Source organism: Acidiphilium rubrum (assembly GCF_900156265.1).
Classification (GTDB): domain Bacteria; phylum Pseudomonadota; class Alphaproteobacteria; order Acetobacterales; family Acetobacteraceae; genus Acidiphilium; species Acidiphilium rubrum.
In genome coordinates this window covers 172,710-188,652 of the sequence record NZ_FTNE01000003.1, presented here as the reverse complement: position 1 = coordinate 188,652, position 15,943 = coordinate 172,710, and the positions used below count along the sequence as shown (strand labels likewise).

Annotated in this window: 17 protein-coding genes and 1 tRNA gene; 6 read left to right on the top strand and 12 right to left on the bottom strand. The window is 60.0% G+C overall.

Annotation, left to right across the window (positions count from 1 at the left end):
- Positions 1-187 precede the first annotated feature (187 nt).
- Both BW994_RS20515 and BW994_RS03815 read right to left on the bottom strand, forming a co-directional pair.
- Positions 188-517, bottom strand: a complete 330-nt coding sequence (locus BW994_RS20515) for an STY0301 family protein (protein ID WP_408734944.1) — start codon at positions 515-517, stop codon at positions 188-190.
- Positions 504-899, bottom strand: a complete 396-nt coding sequence (locus BW994_RS03815) for a BPSL0067 family protein (RefSeq protein ID WP_076454371.1) — start codon at positions 897-899, stop codon at positions 504-506. The genes BW994_RS20515 and BW994_RS03815 overlap by 14 nt, the downstream gene beginning before the upstream one ends.
- A gap of 133 nt (positions 900-1,032) precedes the next feature.
- Between BW994_RS03815 and BW994_RS03810 the strand changes: the two genes are divergently transcribed.
- Positions 1,033-1,488, top strand: a complete 456-nt coding sequence (locus BW994_RS03810) for an REP-associated tyrosine transposase (RefSeq protein ID WP_408734943.1) — start codon at positions 1,033-1,035, stop codon at positions 1,486-1,488.
- Between the two features lie 91 nt (positions 1,489-1,579).
- On the opposite strand, the gene BW994_RS03805 is transcribed toward BW994_RS03810, so the two are convergent.
- The 4 genes from BW994_RS03805 to BW994_RS03795 all read right to left on the bottom strand — a co-directional run bounded on the left by BW994_RS03805 (position 1,580) and on the right by BW994_RS03795 (position 6,205).
- The gene (locus BW994_RS03805) at positions 1,580-2,290 is read right to left on the bottom strand and encodes a hypothetical protein (protein WP_139333968.1); all 711 of its coding nucleotides are present in this window, start codon (positions 2,288-2,290) and stop codon (positions 1,580-1,582) included.
- 99 nt (positions 2,291-2,389) lie between these two features.
- The gene (locus tag BW994_RS03800; protein WP_217696430.1) at positions 2,390-3,595 is read right to left on the bottom strand and encodes a hypothetical protein; all 1,206 of its coding nucleotides are present in this window, start codon (positions 3,593-3,595) and stop codon (positions 2,390-2,392) included.
- A 170-nt stretch (positions 3,596-3,765) separates the two neighbouring features.
- Positions 3,766-4,191, bottom strand: coding sequence for a hypothetical protein (locus BW994_RS19065; RefSeq protein WP_139333967.1), 426 nt, complete (start codon positions 4,189-4,191; stop codon positions 3,766-3,768).
- 121 nt (positions 4,192-4,312) lie between these two features.
- A complete protein-coding gene (locus BW994_RS03795; RefSeq protein ID WP_029310901.1) occupies positions 4,313-6,205 on the bottom strand; it encodes a ribonucleoside-diphosphate reductase subunit alpha in 1,893 nt (630 codons plus the stop codon).
- Positions 6,206-6,507: 302 nt separating this feature from the next.
- On the opposite strand from BW994_RS03795, the gene BW994_RS19060 reads away from it, so the two are divergent.
- Both BW994_RS19060 and BW994_RS19055 read left to right on the top strand, forming a co-directional pair.
- The gene (locus BW994_RS19060; protein WP_076454369.1) at positions 6,508-6,894 is read left to right on the top strand and encodes a hypothetical protein; all 387 of its coding nucleotides are present in this window, start codon (positions 6,508-6,510) and stop codon (positions 6,892-6,894) included.
- 2 nt (positions 6,895-6,896) lie between these two features.
- Positions 6,897-7,253, top strand: a complete 357-nt coding sequence (locus tag BW994_RS19055) for a hypothetical protein (RefSeq protein ID WP_139333966.1) — start codon at positions 6,897-6,899, stop codon at positions 7,251-7,253.
- A gap of 185 nt (positions 7,254-7,438) precedes the next feature.
- Here BW994_RS19055 and BW994_RS03780 read toward each other — a convergent pair whose 3' ends face one another.
- Positions 7,439-8,641 (bottom strand): pyridoxal phosphate-dependent aminotransferase, encoded by a 1,203-nt coding sequence (locus BW994_RS03780; RefSeq protein ID WP_029310900.1) that lies wholly within the window; start codon positions 8,639-8,641, stop codon positions 7,439-7,441.
- 125 nt (positions 8,642-8,766) lie between these two features.
- Between BW994_RS03780 and BW994_RS03775 the strand changes: the two genes are divergently transcribed.
- Positions 8,767-8,838, top strand: a tRNA-Gln gene (locus BW994_RS03775).
- Positions 8,839-8,871: 33 nt separating this feature from the next.
- Here BW994_RS03775 and BW994_RS03770 read toward each other — a convergent pair.
- Both BW994_RS03770 and cobD read right to left on the bottom strand, forming a co-directional pair.
- Entirely contained in the window at positions 8,872-9,642 is a 771-nt protein-coding gene (locus BW994_RS03770) for an enoyl-CoA hydratase (RefSeq protein WP_029310899.1), read from the bottom strand.
- Between the two features lie 27 nt (positions 9,643-9,669).
- Complete coding sequence (cobD, locus tag BW994_RS03765; protein WP_245594054.1) at positions 9,670-10,752, bottom strand: threonine-phosphate decarboxylase CobD; 1,083 nt, start codon at positions 10,750-10,752, stop codon at positions 9,670-9,672.
- Between the two features lie 3 nt (positions 10,753-10,755).
- Here cobD and cbiB point away from each other — a divergent pair, with 3 nt between their 5' ends.
- Positions 10,756-11,733 (top strand): adenosylcobinamide-phosphate synthase CbiB, encoded by a 978-nt coding sequence (gene cbiB / locus BW994_RS03760; protein ID WP_342743242.1) that lies wholly within the window; start codon positions 10,756-10,758, stop codon positions 11,731-11,733.
- Here cbiB and BW994_RS03755 read toward each other — a convergent pair.
- Genes BW994_RS03755 through cobU form a run of 3 tightly spaced genes read right to left on the bottom strand, consistent with a single transcriptional unit; the run spans position 11,717 to position 14,380 of the window.
- Entirely contained in the window at positions 11,717-13,177 is a 1,461-nt protein-coding gene (locus BW994_RS03755; protein WP_029310896.1) for a cobyric acid synthase, read from the bottom strand. The genes cbiB and BW994_RS03755 overlap by 17 nt on opposite strands.
- Positions 13,177-13,779 carry a cob(I)yrinic acid a,c-diamide adenosyltransferase gene (gene cobO / locus BW994_RS03750; RefSeq protein ID WP_029310895.1) on the bottom strand — a complete coding sequence of 201 codons (603 nt, stop codon included), beginning with the start codon at positions 13,777-13,779 and terminating at the stop codon, positions 13,177-13,179. Before cobO ends, BW994_RS03755 begins: the two co-directional genes overlap by 1 nt.
- Positions 13,780-13,786: 7 nt before the next feature.
- Complete coding sequence (gene cobU / locus BW994_RS03745; RefSeq protein ID WP_081849002.1) at positions 13,787-14,380, bottom strand: bifunctional adenosylcobinamide kinase/adenosylcobinamide-phosphate guanylyltransferase; 594 nt, start codon at positions 14,378-14,380, stop codon at positions 13,787-13,789.
- A 240-nt stretch (positions 14,381-14,620) separates the two neighbouring features.
- On the opposite strand from cobU, the gene BW994_RS03740 reads away from it, so the two are divergent.
- Positions 14,621-15,784 carry a glycosyltransferase family 61 protein gene (locus tag BW994_RS03740; RefSeq protein WP_029310893.1) on the top strand — a complete coding sequence of 388 codons (1,164 nt, stop codon included), beginning with the start codon at positions 14,621-14,623 and terminating at the stop codon, positions 15,782-15,784.
- Positions 15,785-15,943: the final 159 nt, after the last annotated feature.

Genomic DNA, 15,943 nt, shown 5'->3' with positions numbered 1-15,943 from the left:
CGTTGTGGGGTTGAGAGCTCGGGTGATGGCTATCGGGGGATACACATTCCACATCTTGGTTGATGATGGCGGGGGTGTGGTGTGGTGGGTGACGCCGGATTGATTTTTATGTGATGGTTGCAGGGGGCAGATGGGTCGATTGTGGTGTTGTGATCGATGGGCTTCGCAAGGGCTCTGCCCATCTTTGCTATTCGCAGATAATTTGATCGATTTTATCGCCATATTTGCATGATGTTGCATTAGCAGGGACTTTGATCGCTATCGTCTTTTTTGTGTTTTTATAGCTACACTGAATGTAAAATGGTAATTCCTGTGGATTGTCCATTGTTGTGTTCCAACCGCCGTCGACCGGGATCAAGCTTGCCATTTCACGCGGCGGTCCGCTGAACATGTCGATTTCGGATAGTTTATGGCTGGTGATTGTCGCCGGGCAGGAAAGTATTACGTTGTTAGCAATTGCCGGAGTGCATGAAGAGCATAGGAACAACAAAGGCAAATAGATTTTATTGCACAACATAATAGTCATCTCCAATGTTGACCGGGCTCGCCTTTTTGCTTTCAAATTGTTTCCAGCGGATTGTACGTGGTTGTGCGACATGGGGAATTGCCCTACCATGAACTATGGTCATCCACTGGTCGATTACCTGTATTCCTTCGGCGTTTTGCCCCAGGTAGATTGCGGCATGCGATGAGCCATTGGTATTATTGCCATATTTTCCATCCGCATCAAATGTCGCAATGATTGTGCCGGGGGCAATAACGGCACCCTTTACAATTATACCGCGCTTCCATAGCCGATCTCTCGGCATGTTCGCCGCCTTTTCAACCAGTGCGACGCATTGTCCGTCACCGACGGAGCGTTGCAGGAAAGCATTTGGATTTTTGGCGATATAGGGCACTTTCCCCCTCCGGGCGGTGTTTGGCTAATTGATTTAAGGTCACAGATTATCACGATATCTGGGAGGGATATAGTACGAAAAATTTAACTTCAGATAATCAGCGTCTTCAGTAAAAAAATAATGAGCATTGAAGATGTGCCCAGGATATTTTTTTCTAAAGCGGCAGATTAGCCTGTGGCGTGCCAGAGCACGGGCGCCGTTTCATATCGACGCGTTTGTGATGTTGCCGGATCATTTGCATTGTATGTGGACGTTACCTGACGGCGATTCCGATTTTTCGTTTCGGTGGAACGCGATAAAGATCGCGTTTTCGCGGCGGATACCGGCGGGGGCGTATCGATCGGTGAGCCGGATCGGCAAGCGCGAGTGCGGGATTTGGCAGCGCCGGTTCTGGGAGCATACGATCCGTGACGATGCGGATTATGCGGCGCATGTCGATTATATTCATTTCAACCCGGTGAAGCATGGGCGTGTGGCCGGGGTGGCCGATTGGCCGTATTCATCGTTTCATCGGGCCGTGGCGATGGGGCAGTATCCGGTTGATTGGGCGGGGGATGGGGTGGTGGCGGATGTTGGGGGTGATGGGTGACGCCGGATTGATTTTTATGTGATGGTTGAAGGGGGAAGATGGGTCGATTGTGGTGTTGTGATCGATGGGCTTCGCAAGGGCTCTGCCCATCCTACTTGCTTTTCTGCTGGTCCAATATGGTGATCCACGATCTGTCGTCGGGGAAATAGGGTGGCAAATCAGAAAAGTCGCCCCGCTCGATCGCGTCCCGCTTTTGCTCGACGATAAATGCTTCGACTGCGCACGGCGGTGTAGCGCGCAAGGTGAATTGGAAAGAACTGGTGATATCGGCGTTACCATAACTCTTCCGAAGATCACGCGCCATGAAGGCGCATTTGCTCAGATTAATTTCGAGCATTTCGATTTTGGTCGCCGCGTTGATCTGCTCCCATTGCAAAGGCCTTTCGATGTGCCGCCATTTCCAAACGCTTGGCCACATATTAAGACGGTCGAAGTTCTGCCCGCACTCCTCCATCCACGGCCAATGCCAATCGAATTCACCCATGAAGTCGGACATCAGGCGTCGTGTGAGGCGAGGATTTCCCTCGCGATGGCCACTCTCGAAGGCGAGATAGAGTTTTTCGACGTCGATGTCGTTTGGCATCGTCATCCCCCGCATCGTGCGGTCGAAACCGGCGCGGCAGTCAAGCTTGGTCGTGGCGAAAAATTTCCCGAAGCTAGAACTCATCAATCCGGCCCTCCCAAGGGAGGTCTGCCACGATGCAATGCCTTGCTGCAACTTCCGGTCACCGATGGTTGGGATTGGAGCGTGTTCCATCGGTTGCTGTTGACGGCGCCGGGCTTCTTGTTGAAGCCGTTCCATATTTCCCGGTTGCGTGGGCGGAACAGTATTGCTTGCGTTACGTATCTCTCGTAGCGTTAGCGTTGGTATCTTCGGTTCTATTCTGGATTTTCCATTGTATCAGTGCTGGTGAAGGACTGCTATAATTTGATCCGCAGCTTTGACCAGCATATAGGTCGTAGCGTGTAATGCTAAATAATGAGGCAACCACTTTCCAACGGTCTTGCCAGCTTCTTTGGACGCCTCGGATGTGAAGTCATTAATTCTATCCAAGGTCCATTGCCCGAGGCCGTCGAGCTTTTCCTTGATCTGCCTCCATAGCGTTGCGAGCTTCGATGCTGCTTCTGCTTCATTGCTTTGAGCTGCCTCCTTGGCCTCCTTAATTTTTTCGAGAACCTCCTCGCGATCCTGTTCCGTGATCGCGCACTCGTCCGGCGGCCCATTGTGGCCGATGCGGCCATGCGCTGCCGGCGGCGCCAGATCGTGAACAGCGGCAGCCAGCGATTCTAGAACCGGCACAATGGCTGTTATAGCCTCGGCCGCAGTCGATGGAGGCGCCAACGGCAGTTGCATTGGGGGGCTTTTCCACATCCAGTCACCGGCTAAAATGACGCCAAGCTCTTCGATCATCGCGTCCGGCAGAACGCTCCCGAACTCCTGATGTAGGATGCGTTCTGCTTGAACGGCGGCTCTGTTGAACGGATCACCAAATCGCGATTCGCCAAAGCGGGCGGCAGCCCTTGAATGATCGTATGGCTCTAAGTTCAGAATGAACCACCAGATGGCGGTTTCCCGCTGTATTGCGCCGCCCGCCTGCCGGAGGTCTGAATCCTTTATCCCGCGTGGGAACCTCGGGGTTATATGCGCCGGCTCACCCAGAGGCTTACCAACAGCTTCACCTACTGTGAGCGGGGCGATAATTACGCCCTGAGTTTGCCACCGACGGGGTAGCTCCTGGCTTCGCTCAACCTCATCTCCTTCTGCATCTTCTTGACGGTGCTGCATATCAGGATGAGCCGGGCCAGGCGCCCAATCTGTGGTCCCGTCGCTTTGAACTTCTTTGACAACCTTGCTCAGCAAATCTTCGGAAACGATGTCTCCAAACTCGCCACTTAACTCTTCGCTGGCGTCGTAGGGGCCTCCCCAAATATACTGATAGCCTCCCTCGGCGGACTCATGGGGCGTTTTCTCAGCTGGGTCCTCAAAATTGCGATGGAACCAATAAAGAAGGTAATCTCGCTGCTGCGTTCGGCTGAGACGCCTAAGGGCAGACGGCGTTTTGCCAACGTGATCGTCGTCTGAATAGTAGCGTTTTTTCGCTGCCAACTTGATGTTTCCCTGCCTTGCGCTGTTTAATATCACTACGATTGAGCGTTCCAGGCAAGCTGTCCTGCTACTGCAATATCTTTTTCATGTCGTGGATTCGGATACAGAAAGCATGGATGGATGAGCGTGATGGATAGCGGCTGCGCTTACTCATCGTACGGCTTGCTTTATTATGGACCGTAAGGGTGTGATGTACGATATGATTTTTGAGCAGGAAGTGATGCAGAATTATTCGCTAAGTACCAATTAAGTGTCGACGTAACAGCGTTTGAGAATGTCGCAAGAGGATGTTCATTACAATATCGATCAATTGATCGAATAATAGTGTTTTTTTTTACTTGAAGCTGATTTTCGTTATCTCTCGCTTGAGCTGCATTGTTTGCAGTAAGATAACCGAAAGCCCATTCGAGGAAAGTATCTTTTCCGGATTCCCCATACTGTTTGTAGACCTCAGCATACCGTCCACAAGAATCCATTCCAACACCTATAGATGCAATAGGACGATGAATAATAGGCGCAAAATAAGGAGTATTCTGGGATTTTGTGCTGACAGTTAAGAACAACGATATGAACGCAGCCAACCAAAAACGTTTCATTACCAATACCTAATTTGGCCGTTTAGTGACAGATCAATTTATTGTCCAAATGTTTTTTGCTAAGGGGTCTGGGGCCTAAGGCCCCAGCGGGTCGAGGGCAGAGCCCTCGCCTTCCTTTACCTTACTGGCAGGCAAGGCACTCCTCATAATTCGTCGTACTCGCCGCTGCCGCCAATGGGATGTGGGCGGTGTTGTTGGCGGCTTCCAGGTGGGTGCGGTGTTCTACTTTTTCGCTGATGCTGTCGGCGCGTTGGATCGAGAGGGAGCGGCAGTAGTACAATGACTTAACGCCGCGTTTCCAGGCTTGGTAGTGGATTTGGTGGAGGTCGCGCTTGTTCACATCGGCGGGGAGGAAGACGTTGATGGATTGGCTTTGGCAGATGTGGGGGGTGCGGTCGGCGGCGTGTTCGATGATCCAGCGCTGGTCGAGTTCGAAGGCGGTTTTGAAGACGGATTTTTCGTCGTCTGTTAAGAAATCCAAATGTTGAACGGAGCCTTTGGTGACGGTGATGTTGGACCAGGTGGCGTCGTCGTCGCGGCCTTTGGATGCCAGGAGTTGCTGGAGGTGGCGGTTGCGGACGGAGAAGCTGCCGGAGAGGGTTTTTTGCAGGAAGACGTTGGCGGCGATGGGTTCGATGCCGGGGCTGGAGTTGCCGGCGATGATCGAGATCGAGGCGGTGGGGGCGATCGCCATTTTATTCGAGAAGCGTTCCATGACGCCGTAGTCGGCGGCGTCGGGGCAGGGGCCGCGTTCTTTTGCCAGCTTCTTCGAAGCGTGATCCGCACCGGCGCGGATGTGTTTGAAGATTTTGATGTTCCAGGCCTTCGCCATGGCGGATTCGAAGGGGATGTTCAGGGCCTGGAGGAAGGAGTGGAAGCCCATGACGCCGAGGCCGACCGAGCGTTCGCGGGCGGCGGCGTATTTGGCGCGGGCCATGGAATCGGGCGCGTGGTCGATGAAATCCTGCAGCACATTGTCGAGGAAGCGCATGACGTCCTCGATGAACTGGGGGTTATCGTGCCATTCGAGCCAGGTTTCGAGGTTGATCGAGGACAGGCAGCAGACCGCGGTGCGTTGCTGGCCGTGCTGATCGAGCCCGGTGGGGAGGGTGATTTCGGCGCAGAGGTTGGAGGTTTTGACCTCGAGACCGGCGAGTTTGTGGTGTTCGGGGCGGGCGTTGTTCACGTGATCAGCGAAGATGATGTAGGGCTCGCCGGTTTCGATGCGGGCGGTGAGGATGCGGACCCAGAGGGCGCGGGCCGAGACGTGGCGGACGTGGGCACCGTCCTTGGGGGAGGTGAGGGACCATGGCTCGTCGGCTTCGACGGCGCGCATGAACGCATCCGAGATCAGGATGCCGTGGTGGAGGTTGAGGGCCTTGCGGTTGGGATCGCCGCCGGTGGGGCGGCGGATTTCGATGAATTCCTCGATTTCGGGGTGGCTGATCGGCAGATAGACCGCCGCTGAACCACGGCGCAGCGAGCCCTGGCTGATGGCGAGGGTGAGGCTGTCCATCACGCGGATGAAGGGGACGACGCCGGAGGTTTTGCCGTTCTGGCCGACTTTTTCACCGATTGAGCGGAGATTGCCCCAATAGGAGCCGATGCCGCCACCCTTGGAGGCGAGCCAGACGTTTTCGTTCCAGAGATCGACGATGCCTTCGAGGGAGTCCGAGGCTTCGTTGAGGAAGCAGGAGATGGGCAGGCCGCGCGCGGTGCCGCCGTTGGAGAGGACCGGGGTGGCGGGCATGAACCAGAGCTTGCTGATGTAGTCGTAGAGGCGCTGGGCGTGGGCCTGATCGTCGCCGTAGAACGAGGCGACGCGGGCGAACAGATCCTGGTAGGATTCGCCGGGCATCAGATAGCGATCATCGAGGGTGGCGCGGCCGAAATCGGTCAGGAGCGCGTCGCGGGAGCGGTCGACCTTGATCTGGTGGCGGCCCTGAAGCTGGACGTCGGTTTCCAGCAAGGTGGGCTCAAGCAGGGCTTGGTCGGCACGGGTCATGACGTTCATTGCGGCGGAGACTCCAATCGGTTCGGCAGAGGGTATAACAACATATTGGGAGGGCATCGCGCAATCGCTACTAGATGAAGTTTTATCAGAAAATTGGCTTGCACCGAGTCGATGGGGTTTGTTCGTTGTTTGTTCTTGTAGGGAGAGTGGGGGAGGAAGGCAAGGGGGGCGTGAGTGGGGAAGGCGAGGGGAAGGCGAGGTAAGGGAAGACTTCTTTTTTGGTAAAAAAGAAGCAAAAAACTTTTTTAATCGGGGGTGGTCGTGGGGCTATGGGATTGATCCATTGACGGGAGGAGGGCGAAATGCTGGCGGTTCATTTGCTGTGCGGGCGGGACAATCAGGGAAATTTAAAGAACTTAACTTTCGACGATGCCGCTGGTGAGTTCCGCTCGGGGAAGTGGTACATATCCGAAAAAAATGCTGAATTGCTCGTTGGGGGATGGATTTACCTGCACCCGACGAAATCGTCTCCTTCCGAGCTTGGCGGCGTTATTCTGGGATTCGAGCCGATTACGGACGAGTCAGCGAAGCGTTCGAACCGGATTGTGTTTATCGTGCGAGAGCAGCCCGAAGCGCGGGGATGCCAATGGCGCGGCAAGGCTCATGGGCCAGCACATAGCAGCGGTCTGGTTGGCGCCGATTTCCCGCATGAGACAGGATCAGAGAAACCCATAAAGGAACGTGGCTAATGGTGAACCCGATTCTCGACGCTGAACAGCTTACCAAACCAAACGAGTTGTTAAACGAAGTCCGCAAAAAAATTTCTGACCTCGCGGGTGGCGATCCAGAGCTTTTATTCGCGTATCGCCGGAAGATCGCCAAAATGCTTGTTTATGATGAACGGAGTGGTCCAAATGAAAGACGAAAGCTGAAAGCATTAAAGCGAAAGCAGCAAAACGGGTGTTGCGATATATGCAAAAAGAAACTGCCGGACTCTTATAACGTATTAGATAGGTTCACAACTATCGGTGGGTATACGGATGAGAATACCAGGTTAATTTGTGAGCCATGTGATCGCAGCCTTCAAGGCGAACGCCGTTATCAATGAATTTAAATTTTAGTCCGAACCTCCCTAAACCATTTCGGAAAGACTGACCCTCACCAACGCCCGTGACCCAAAGTCAAAAAATTTTTTGGTTCTTTTTTATAAAAAAGAACGCCTTGCTTAACTTGTTTTATTGGTGACTGAAAAGTGATGGGCTTCGCAAGAGCTCTGCCCATCCTACGAGTTGCTTACTTCATATCCGAACAGAACTTCTGAATCCGCGTGCATGCCTCGCGCAGGGCTTCGGTGGAGGTGGCGTAGCTGACGCGGAAGTAGCCGGGGTAGACGAAGGCGCTGCCGTGGACGGTTGCCACACCTTGTTCGTCGAGCAAGGCGGTGACGAAGGTTTCGTCGTCGGTGATTTTGGTGCCGGCGGCGGTGGTTTTGCCGATGCAGCCGTGGATCGAGGGGAAGACGTAGAAGGCGCCTTCGGGGGTGCTGCAGGTGAGGCCTGGGGCGTCGTTCAGCATGGCGACGACGAGGTCGCGGCGGTCGCGGTAGGTGTTGCGCATGATTTCGATGTCGTCTTCCGGGCCGTTGAGGGCGGCGACGGCGGCGGCCTGGCTGACCGAGGAGGTGTTGGAGGTGGACTGGCTTTGGAGTTTGTCCATCGCTTTGATCAGTTTGAGGGGCGCGCCGGCGAAGCCGATGCGCCAGCCGGTCATGGCATAGGCTTTGGAGCAGCCGTTCATGGTGACGGTGCGGTCGCGCAGGGCGGGTTCGACCTCGACGATGGTGGCACCTTTGAAGCCGTCGTAGGTGAGTTTTTCGTAGATGTCGTCGGTGAAGATCCAGACGTTCGGGTGGCGGAGCAGAACGTCGCAGATCGGGCGGAGGTCTTCGGCGGAGTAGGCGGCGCCGGTGGGGTTGGAGGGGGAGTTGAGGATCAGCCATTTGGTGTTCGGGGTGATCGCGGCTTCGAGGTCTTCGGCGCGGAGTTTGAAGCCGTGGTTCTGGCTGCAGGGGACGAAGACGGGTTTGCCTTCGGCGAGTTGGACGATATCGGGGTAGGACACCCAGCAGGGGGTGGGGATGATGGCTTCGTCGCCGGCCTGGATGGTGGCGAGCATGGCGTTGAAAATCACCTGCTTGCCGCCGGTTGAGACGATGATTTCCTCGGGTTTGTAGTCGATGTTGGAGTCGCGTTTGAATTTGGCGGCGACGGCCTGGCGCAGGGCGAGGGTGCCGGCGACATCGGTGTATTTGGTATCGCCACGCTCGATCGCGGCGATCGCGGCTTGTTTGATGTGGGCGGGTGTGTCGAAATCGGGTTCGCCGGCGGAGAGGCTGATGATGTCGCGGCCCGCGGCCTTGAGCTGGCGCGCCTTGGTCGAGATGGCGATGGTCTGGCTCGGGCTGATGCGGTTGAGGCGTGCGGCGATCAAATCCATGTTGGTGCTCCCAAATTCGGGTCGGATTTAGCGGGAAACCGCGGGGTTGAATATGGCGCGGATGCAACATCTGCCGTGCGGGTCTTGCCGAGCCGGACGCAAACCCATATCAGGGTGGCACGGATTGGGGTGTAGCCAAGCGGTAAGGCAGTGGATTTTGATTCCACCATGCGGAGGTTCGAATCCTCCCTCCCCAGCCGTTTCATTCATGATTGTTCAGGCATGGTTGGTCATGCGAAGTCGGGTTTGCGCTTTTCGATGAAGGCGGTCATGCCTTCGCGCTGGTGGGGCGTGCCGAACAGGGCGAGGAAGGTGGCGCGCTCGTAGGCGATGCCTTCGGCGAGGGTGGTTTCGAACGCGCGGTTGACGCTGCGCTTGGCGATCGTCACCGCGACCGGCGAGAGTGCGGCGATGGTGCCTGCGATCTTGTGCGCTTCGGTGAGCAGATCGGCGGCGGGGATGATGCGGCTGACCAGGCCGGCGCGCTCGGCTTCGGTTGCGTCCATCATGCGGCCGGTCAGGATCATGTCCATCGCCTTGGATTTGCCGATCGCGCGGGTGAGGCGCTGGGTGCCGCCGGCGCCGGGGATGACGCCGAGGTTGATTTCGGGCTGGCCGAACTGGGCGGTGTCGGCCGCGATGATCATGTCGCACATCATGGCGAGTTCGCAGCCGCCGCCGAGCGCGTAGCCGGCGACCGCGGCGATGACGGGTTTGCGGATGGTGGTGACGACTTCCCAGTTCCTGCCGATGAAATCATCGAGCGCGGTATCGGGGTAGGTCTTGTCCTGCATTTCCTTGATATCGGCGCCGGCGGCGAAGGCGCGGGGCGAGCCGGTGAGGATGATGGCACCGATCGCGGGATCGGCATCGGCGGCGCGCAGGGCGGCGGCGAGTTCGGTCATCAACTGGTCGCAGAGCGCGTTGAGGGCGCGGGGGCGGTTGAGGGTGATTTGCGCGACGCTTCCGTGGGTTTCGGTGATGATCATTTCATAGGTCATGGCGGTCTCCGTTCGGATGGTGTTTTTTCATTGATCGGGGTGGTTGGCCAGGGGCGGGCGATTGCCCGACAAGGCGGCGGCGAGGCGCGCCCAGGCGGTGTGGTCGGCGGGAAGCCCGAATCGCAACCAGGAGGGATGGTCGTCGAACCGGCGCGTCATGATGCCGGCGCGGGCGAGGCGATCGTGCCAATCGGGCGCGGTCGCGGTGGCGGCGAGGCGGTAGAGCGGCGTGCCGCCGATGATGGTCATGCCGGCATCGGTCAGAAGCCGGTCGAGCGTGGCGGCCGCGTGGGTCAGGCGATGCTGGGTTGCGGCCAGCCAGGCGGGATCGGCGAGGGCGATCGTGCCGATCGCGATCGCCGGGCCGGAGACCGCCCAGGGGCCGAGGGCGGTGCGGATGGCGGCGGCGCGCGGGGCATCGGCCAGGGCGAAGCCGAGCCTGACGCCGGCCAGCCCGTAGGTTTTGCCGAACGAGCGCAGGATGACGATGGCGGGGTGCGGCAGGGTTGCCGCCATGCTGGTGGCGCGGTCCGCGAGATCGGCGAAGGCTTCGTCGATCACCAGCAGGCCGCCGCGGGCGGCGAGATGATCGGCCAGGGCGCGGAGCCGGGCGGGCGGGATGATCCGGCCATCCGGGTTGTTCGGGTTGCAGAGAACCAGCGATGACGCTGCGGGCAGATCGTCGAGATCGGGGATCAGATCGACGCTGCCGCCGCCGCGCGCCCAGGCTGCCTGATGTTCGGCGTAGGTCGGGCCGAGGATGGCGATGCGCTGCTGGGGCAGCAGGCGGGCGAGCAGTTCGATCAGGATTTGCGTGCCCGGTGCCGCGGCGACCATCGCGGCGTCGGACACGTGGTAGGCGGCGGCGGCGATGGATTCGAGGCGCGTGGCGGCCTCGGGGTCGGGCAGGCGGGTGAAGCATTCGGCCGGCAGGGTTGGGATCGGGTAGGGGATCGGGTTGATGCCGGTGGACAGGTCGATCCAGGGTTGCGGCGCGGCGGGGTAGGCCTCGCGCATCGCTTCGCGCCGGCCGCCGTGCAGGATGGGGCGTTCTGTTGCCGTTTGCGTGCTCATGATATCGACGGCGCCGATGAAACTGCTGGTCTGCATGCCATGGATTTGATGCTCACGGTTCCGATCGCTGCCCTGGCGCTCACGATCGAGGCCATCATCGGCTATCCCGATACGATATTTCGGTTGATCCGCCATCCCGTGATGTGGGCGGGGGCGCTGATCGCGCGGCTCGATGCGGGGCTGAACCGGGGTGGCGATCGGCGGCGGCGCTGGCTGGGGGTGGCGGCGCTGGTCGTGCTGGCTCTGGCGGCGTGGGTGCCGTGCTGGCTGATCGAGGCGTCGGTGTGCGCGCTGGTGCCGCGTGCGGTGGCGATTGTGGTGATTGGGGTGCTGGCGAGCGCGTTGCTGGCATCGGTTAGTCTGATCACCCATGTGCGGGCGGTGGCAGTGGGGTTGCGCGCCGGGCTGGCGGAAGGGCGGGTCGCGGTGTCGCATATCGTCGGGCGCGATCCTGCGAGCCTCGATGCGGCGGGGGTGGCGCGGGCGGCGATCGAGAGTCTGGCGGAGAATTTTTCCGATGGCGTGGTGGCGCCGGCGCTGTGGTGCGCGGTGCTCGGGTTGCCGGGGATCGCACTCTATAAGGTGGTCAACACGGCGGACAGCATGATCGGGCATTTGACGGCGCGGCATGGCGCGTTCGGCTGGGCTGCGGCGCGGTTCGACGATGTGATCAACCTGCCGGCGTCGCGGCTGGCGGCGCTGTGGCTCGTGCTGGCGGCGGCGGTTGTGCCGGGGGCGAGCGCGCGCGGGGCGATGGTTTCGGTGCGGCGGGATGCGGGCCAGCATCGCTCGCCGAACGCGGGCTGGCCGGAAGCGGCGATGGCCGGGGCGCTCGGGCTGCGGCTGGCGGGGCCGCGGGTTTATGGGGCCGTCCGCGTCGATGATGCCTGGATGGGCGCGGGGCGGGCGGCGGCGGGGGTTGCGGATATCGAGCGCGCGTTGCGGCTGGTGCGGGTTGCGGCGTGGTTGCAGATCGGGGTCGTGTGGCTGCTGGCGGTGATCATCGGGCCAGCGTGAGCAAGGCGTCGATATCGATATGGGTTTCGAGATGGGCGGCCAGGGCGTCGAGCGTCGTGTCGATCTCGGCTTCGAAATTGCGCCGCGCGGGGGTGGCGCCGTAGCGGCGGAGCAGGCCAGCGCGGGCGGGATCGGCGGTGAATATGCCGTGGATATACGTGCCGGCGATCCGGCCATCGGGTGATTGCGCGCCATCCGGCCGGCCATCGGCGAGGTGGAGCAGCGGGCGCGCGGTGGCAGGGCCGGTGGTTTGGCCGATGTGCATTTCGAAACCGCTGAAACCGGCGGATTCGGGGACGAGGCGGCCGGTGGCCGCGGTGAGGCGTTTGTCGCCGGCGAGGATGGTTTCGATATCGAGCAGGCCGAGGCCGGGGGCGCTGCCGGGCGGACCCTCGATGCCGTGGGGGTCGGCGATGCTGCGGCCGAGCATCTGATAGCCGCCGCACAGGCCGAGCAGCGCGCCGCCGTGGCGGTGGTGGGCGCGGATGTCGATGTCCCAGCCCTCGGCGCGCAGGGTTGCGAGATCGGCGATGGTGGCTTTGGAGCCGGGCAGGATGATCAGATCGGCCTCGCGCGGCAGCGGCGTGCCGCGCGGAATGAAGCGCAGATCGACATCGGGTTCGCCGTGCAGCGGATCGAGATCGTCGAAATTGGCGATGCAGGGCAGCATCGGCACGGCGATGACCAGGGTGGCGCCGGTGCGGTGGGGTGCGTTGGCGGCGAGGTCTGCCGCGTCCTCGGCGGGGAGGTTTTTGACCCTTTCGAAATGCGGGACGAGGCCGAGCGGGCGCCAGGGCGTGTGGCGGGCGATCGCGGCCATGCCGTCGGCGAACAGGGTGGGGTCGCCGCGCATTTTGTTGACGATGAAGCCGGCGATCAGCGCGGCGTCCGCCGGATCGAGCACGGTTCTGGTGCCGACCAGGCTCGCGATGACGCCGCCGCGATCGATATCACCGATCAGGATGACCGGGCTGTCGGTCGCGCGGGCGAAGCCCATGTTGGCGATGTCGTTGGCGCGGAGGTTGATTTCCGACGCACTGCCGGCGCCTTCGATCAGGATGAGATCCGCGCTTGATTGCAGATGGGCGAAGCTTTCGAGCACGTGGGGCATCAATTGCGGTTTCAGCGCCTGGTAGTCGCGCGCCTTGGCGGTGCCGAAGATGCGGCCTTGCACGATGATCTGGCTGCCGGTTTCGCTTTGGGGTTTCAGCAGGATCGGGTTCATGTGGACGCTGGGGGGAACGCGGCAGGCGCGGGCCTGGAGCGCCTGGGCGCGGCCGATTTCACCGCCCTCCGGGGTGACGGCCGCGTTGTTCGACATGTTCTGGGGTTTGAACGGCAGGACGCGCAGGCCGCGATTGGTCAGCGCACGGGCGAGGCCGGCGACGATGGTGGATTTGCCGACGCTGGAGCCGGTGCCTTGGAACATCAGGGCGCGCGCCATCAGAACTCGATGCCCTGCTGGGCTTTCACCCCGGCGGCGAAATGATGTTTGGTGGCGGACATTTCGGTGACCAGATCGGCGGCTGCGATCAGGGCCGGTTTGGCGTTGCGGCCGGTGATGACGACGTGCATCGGGTGCGGGCGGGCGGCGATGGCGGCCAGGATGGGGTCGAGCGGGAGATAGTCGTAGCGGAGTGCGATGTTGAGTTCATCGAGAATGACCAGGGCGATTTCGGGGTCGGCCAGGAGGGTTGCGGCGGTGGCCCAGGCGCGCTGGCTGGCGGCGATGTCGCGCGATTTGTCCTGGGTTTCCCAGGTGAAGCCCTCGCCCATGGTGTGGAACGTCACCAGATCGTCGAACCGGGCGAGGGCGGTGCGCTCGCCGGTGGCCCAGGCGCCCTTGATGAATTGGACGATGGCGACCTTTCGTCCGTAGCCGATCATGCGGAGCGCGAGGCCGAAGGCGGCGGTGGATTTGCCCTTGCCGGGGCCGGTGTTGACGATCAGCAGGCCTTTTTCGATGGTTTTGGCTGCGACCTCGGCATCCTGGAGGGCTTTGCGTTTTGCCATTTTGGCGCGGTGGCGGGTTTCGTCTTCGCTCATTGGCGTCTCATTTCACGGTCAGGGGCAGGCCGGCGACCATGAATATGACGTGGTCGGCGCCGGCGGCGATGCGTTGATGGAGCAGGCCGGCGGCATCGCGGAAGCGGCGGGCGAGGGCGTTTTCGGGCACGATGCCGAGGCCGACTTCGCTGGCGACCAGGATGGTGGGGGCGGTGCGGGTGGATAAAGCGGCGGCGAGGCGGGCGGATTCGGCGGTGAGATCGGCCTCGGCCAGGAGGAGGTTGGTGAGCCAGATTGTGAGGCAATCGATCAGGACCGGGGTAGGGCCGGCGGCTTCGAGCGGGGTGATCAGGTCGAGCGGGGCTTCGGTGGTGTGCCAGTTGTGGTCGCGGCGGGCCTGGTGGAGGGCGATACGCTCGCGCATTTCGGCATCGAACGCCTGGGCGGTGGCGAGGTAGTGCCAGGGGGGTTGGTGGGCGGCGAGCAGGGTTTCGGCGTGGCGGCTTTTGCCGGAGCGGGCGCCGCCGAGGATGAGGGTGGTGGGAATGGGTGCGGTTCCTTGCGCGGTTTTGGATGGCGTAGCGCAAGGGGGGCGTGGCTGGAAGCCTTGTTTGTTACGGTATCGTTCCGAGGTGGGCATGCGAAGGTGTGCGCGGTGTGGGGAGGAAATTGTTTGCTTGTATGGCTGAGAAAGCGGTTTTTTAAACGTGTCGGTATTTTATGTGACTCGTGGTGATGTTTGGCGGATTGGTGCGGGATGATGATTGATGTTCATCGACCGTTAATCAATTCACGATATCAATGAGCAAGTCAGCGCAATGCGAGACCGAGGTATAGTCTTGAACCATTCCGACTGAGAGGATTTGATGAGGGTTGATCGATGACGCGCGAGGCGGGGTGGTGGGACGAGCAGATCGTGATGCCGGGTGGTGCTTTTACGCCCGCGGGATCGATCCATCTGGGCGAGACAATGACTTGCAGCACGACGCGCGCGCATTTCGCGGCGAGGACCGCGACACAGGCCATCAAACACACACGGGTGCGCGGTGCGGTGCTCGATTCGATCAGCGGTTGTCTGTTCAATCAGGGTCGTCTGCTGCCCCAGACCGCTGGATTGCTTTATGCGAACGAAGAGCGGGCGGCGCGGGAGCGGGCGCGCTCACCCTCGTTCGAAATCAGGGGGCGGCGGGTTTTTTCAATATTCCACCGTTGGGCCGAGGCCAACTATGGGCATTGGATCGCACAGGTCCTGCCGGCGCTGTTTCATTTAATGGCCGATCCGGAATTCGCTTCGTCGGTTCTGCTGCTGCCAAAAATGCCGTTCGCGTCGCAGCGGTCGAGCCTGCACCGTCTCCTGCGGGAATTACCGGACCATAAATTCGTTGAGGACAATGAGGCAATATTTTGCGATGACATCACGATTTCGTCGCTGCTTACTGATTGGCTTGCAGACGTCGATACGGCGTCCCAGTCAATGTATAACGCAATCACAGACCCTCGGTGGCGACAATCAGGATTTGTGACCGATACGCCGAAAACAATGATTTATTACTGGCGTGAGGACTCGGCTGCACGCACGATGCGTAATGAGTCAGAGTTGATCGAGATGCTCGCCCAGTTCGGGATCATCCCGGTAATCTGCGGTACGATGTCGTTCAGGGAACAGGTTGAAGCATTCAGTTCAGCATCGCTGGTTGTGGGTGCGCACGGTGCGGGTTTGTTGAATGTTGCGTTCTGCCGACCGGGGGCGACCTTGTACGAGTTGTTTCCAGGCCATTTTATGCCGACACTCGCCAATCGCATCGCTCAGGCGCGCGGGTTGCATTACTGGGCCGATCAATTCGAGCCTGATCCGGTGCCCGATCTGGATGGAACGGGCATGGAGGTCGAGATGTTGAAGCGGCGATCGAGGACTTGGGCCGTCGATATTCCTTACATCAAGGCAAGGATTGAAACCATTCTTGACACGATGATGCCGGAATTTGGCTCGCCTGGTTGGCCGGCTGAGATTAATGGGAATCGAGTGATGTCTGTCGTGCGTTGATCGCGGTGCGGTGTTCGGGGCGCGGTGTTCGGGGCGCGATGATCGGGGATGCGGGTGTTGGACGGTTCGGGTGGGACGATCGGGGCACGCGCGGCGATCGGCGGGGGCTTGGATTTTGACGGCGGTGTTTGCGATTTTTGGGTATTTTCGAAGATTTTT

What these genes read in the sequence shown, in the direction of transcription:
- BW994_RS20515 (WP_408734944.1), bottom strand. Translation starts at nt 517, where the DNA reads ATGTTGTGCAATAAAATCTATTTGCCTTTGTTGTTCCTATGCTCTTCA.
- BW994_RS03810 (WP_408734943.1), top strand. Translation starts at nt 1,033, where the DNA reads ATGTGCCCAGGATATTTTTTTCTAAAGCGGCAGATTAGCCTGTGGCGT.
- BW994_RS03805 (WP_139333968.1), bottom strand. Translation starts at nt 2,290, where the DNA reads ATGGAACGGCTTCAACAAGAAGCCCGGCGCCGTCAACAGCAACCGATG.
- BW994_RS19065 (WP_139333967.1), bottom strand. Translation starts at nt 4,191, where the DNA reads ATGAAACGTTTTTGGTTGGCTGCGTTCATATCGTTGTTCTTAACTGTC.
- BW994_RS03795 (WP_029310901.1), bottom strand. Translation starts at nt 6,205, where the DNA reads ATGAACGTCATGACCCGTGCCGACCAAGCCCTGCTTGAGCCCACCTTG.
- BW994_RS19060 (WP_076454369.1), top strand. Translation starts at nt 6,508, where the DNA reads ATGCTGGCGGTTCATTTGCTGTGCGGGCGGGACAATCAGGGAAATTTA.
- BW994_RS03780 (WP_029310900.1), bottom strand. Translation starts at nt 8,641, where the DNA reads ATGGATTTGATCGCCGCACGCCTCAACCGCATCAGCCCGAGCCAGACC.
- BW994_RS03770 (WP_029310899.1), bottom strand. Translation starts at nt 9,642, where the DNA reads ATGACCTATGAAATGATCATCACCGAAACCCACGGAAGCGTCGCGCAA.
- cobD (WP_245594054.1), bottom strand. Translation starts at nt 10,752, where the DNA reads ATGCAGACCAGCAGTTTCATCGGCGCCGTCGATATCATGAGCACGCAA.
- cbiB (WP_342743242.1), top strand. Translation starts at nt 10,756, where the DNA reads ATGGATTTGATGCTCACGGTTCCGATCGCTGCCCTGGCGCTCACGATC.
- BW994_RS03755 (WP_029310896.1), bottom strand. Translation starts at nt 13,177, where the DNA reads ATGGCGCGCGCCCTGATGTTCCAAGGCACCGGCTCCAGCGTCGGCAAA.
- cobO (WP_029310895.1), bottom strand. Translation starts at nt 13,779, where the DNA reads ATGAGCGAAGACGAAACCCGCCACCGCGCCAAAATGGCAAAACGCAAA.
- cobU (WP_081849002.1), bottom strand. Translation starts at nt 14,380, where the DNA reads ATGCCCACCTCGGAACGATACCGTAACAAACAAGGCTTCCAGCCACGC.
- BW994_RS03740 (WP_029310893.1), top strand. Translation starts at nt 14,621, where the DNA reads ATGACGCGCGAGGCGGGGTGGTGGGACGAGCAGATCGTGATGCCGGGT.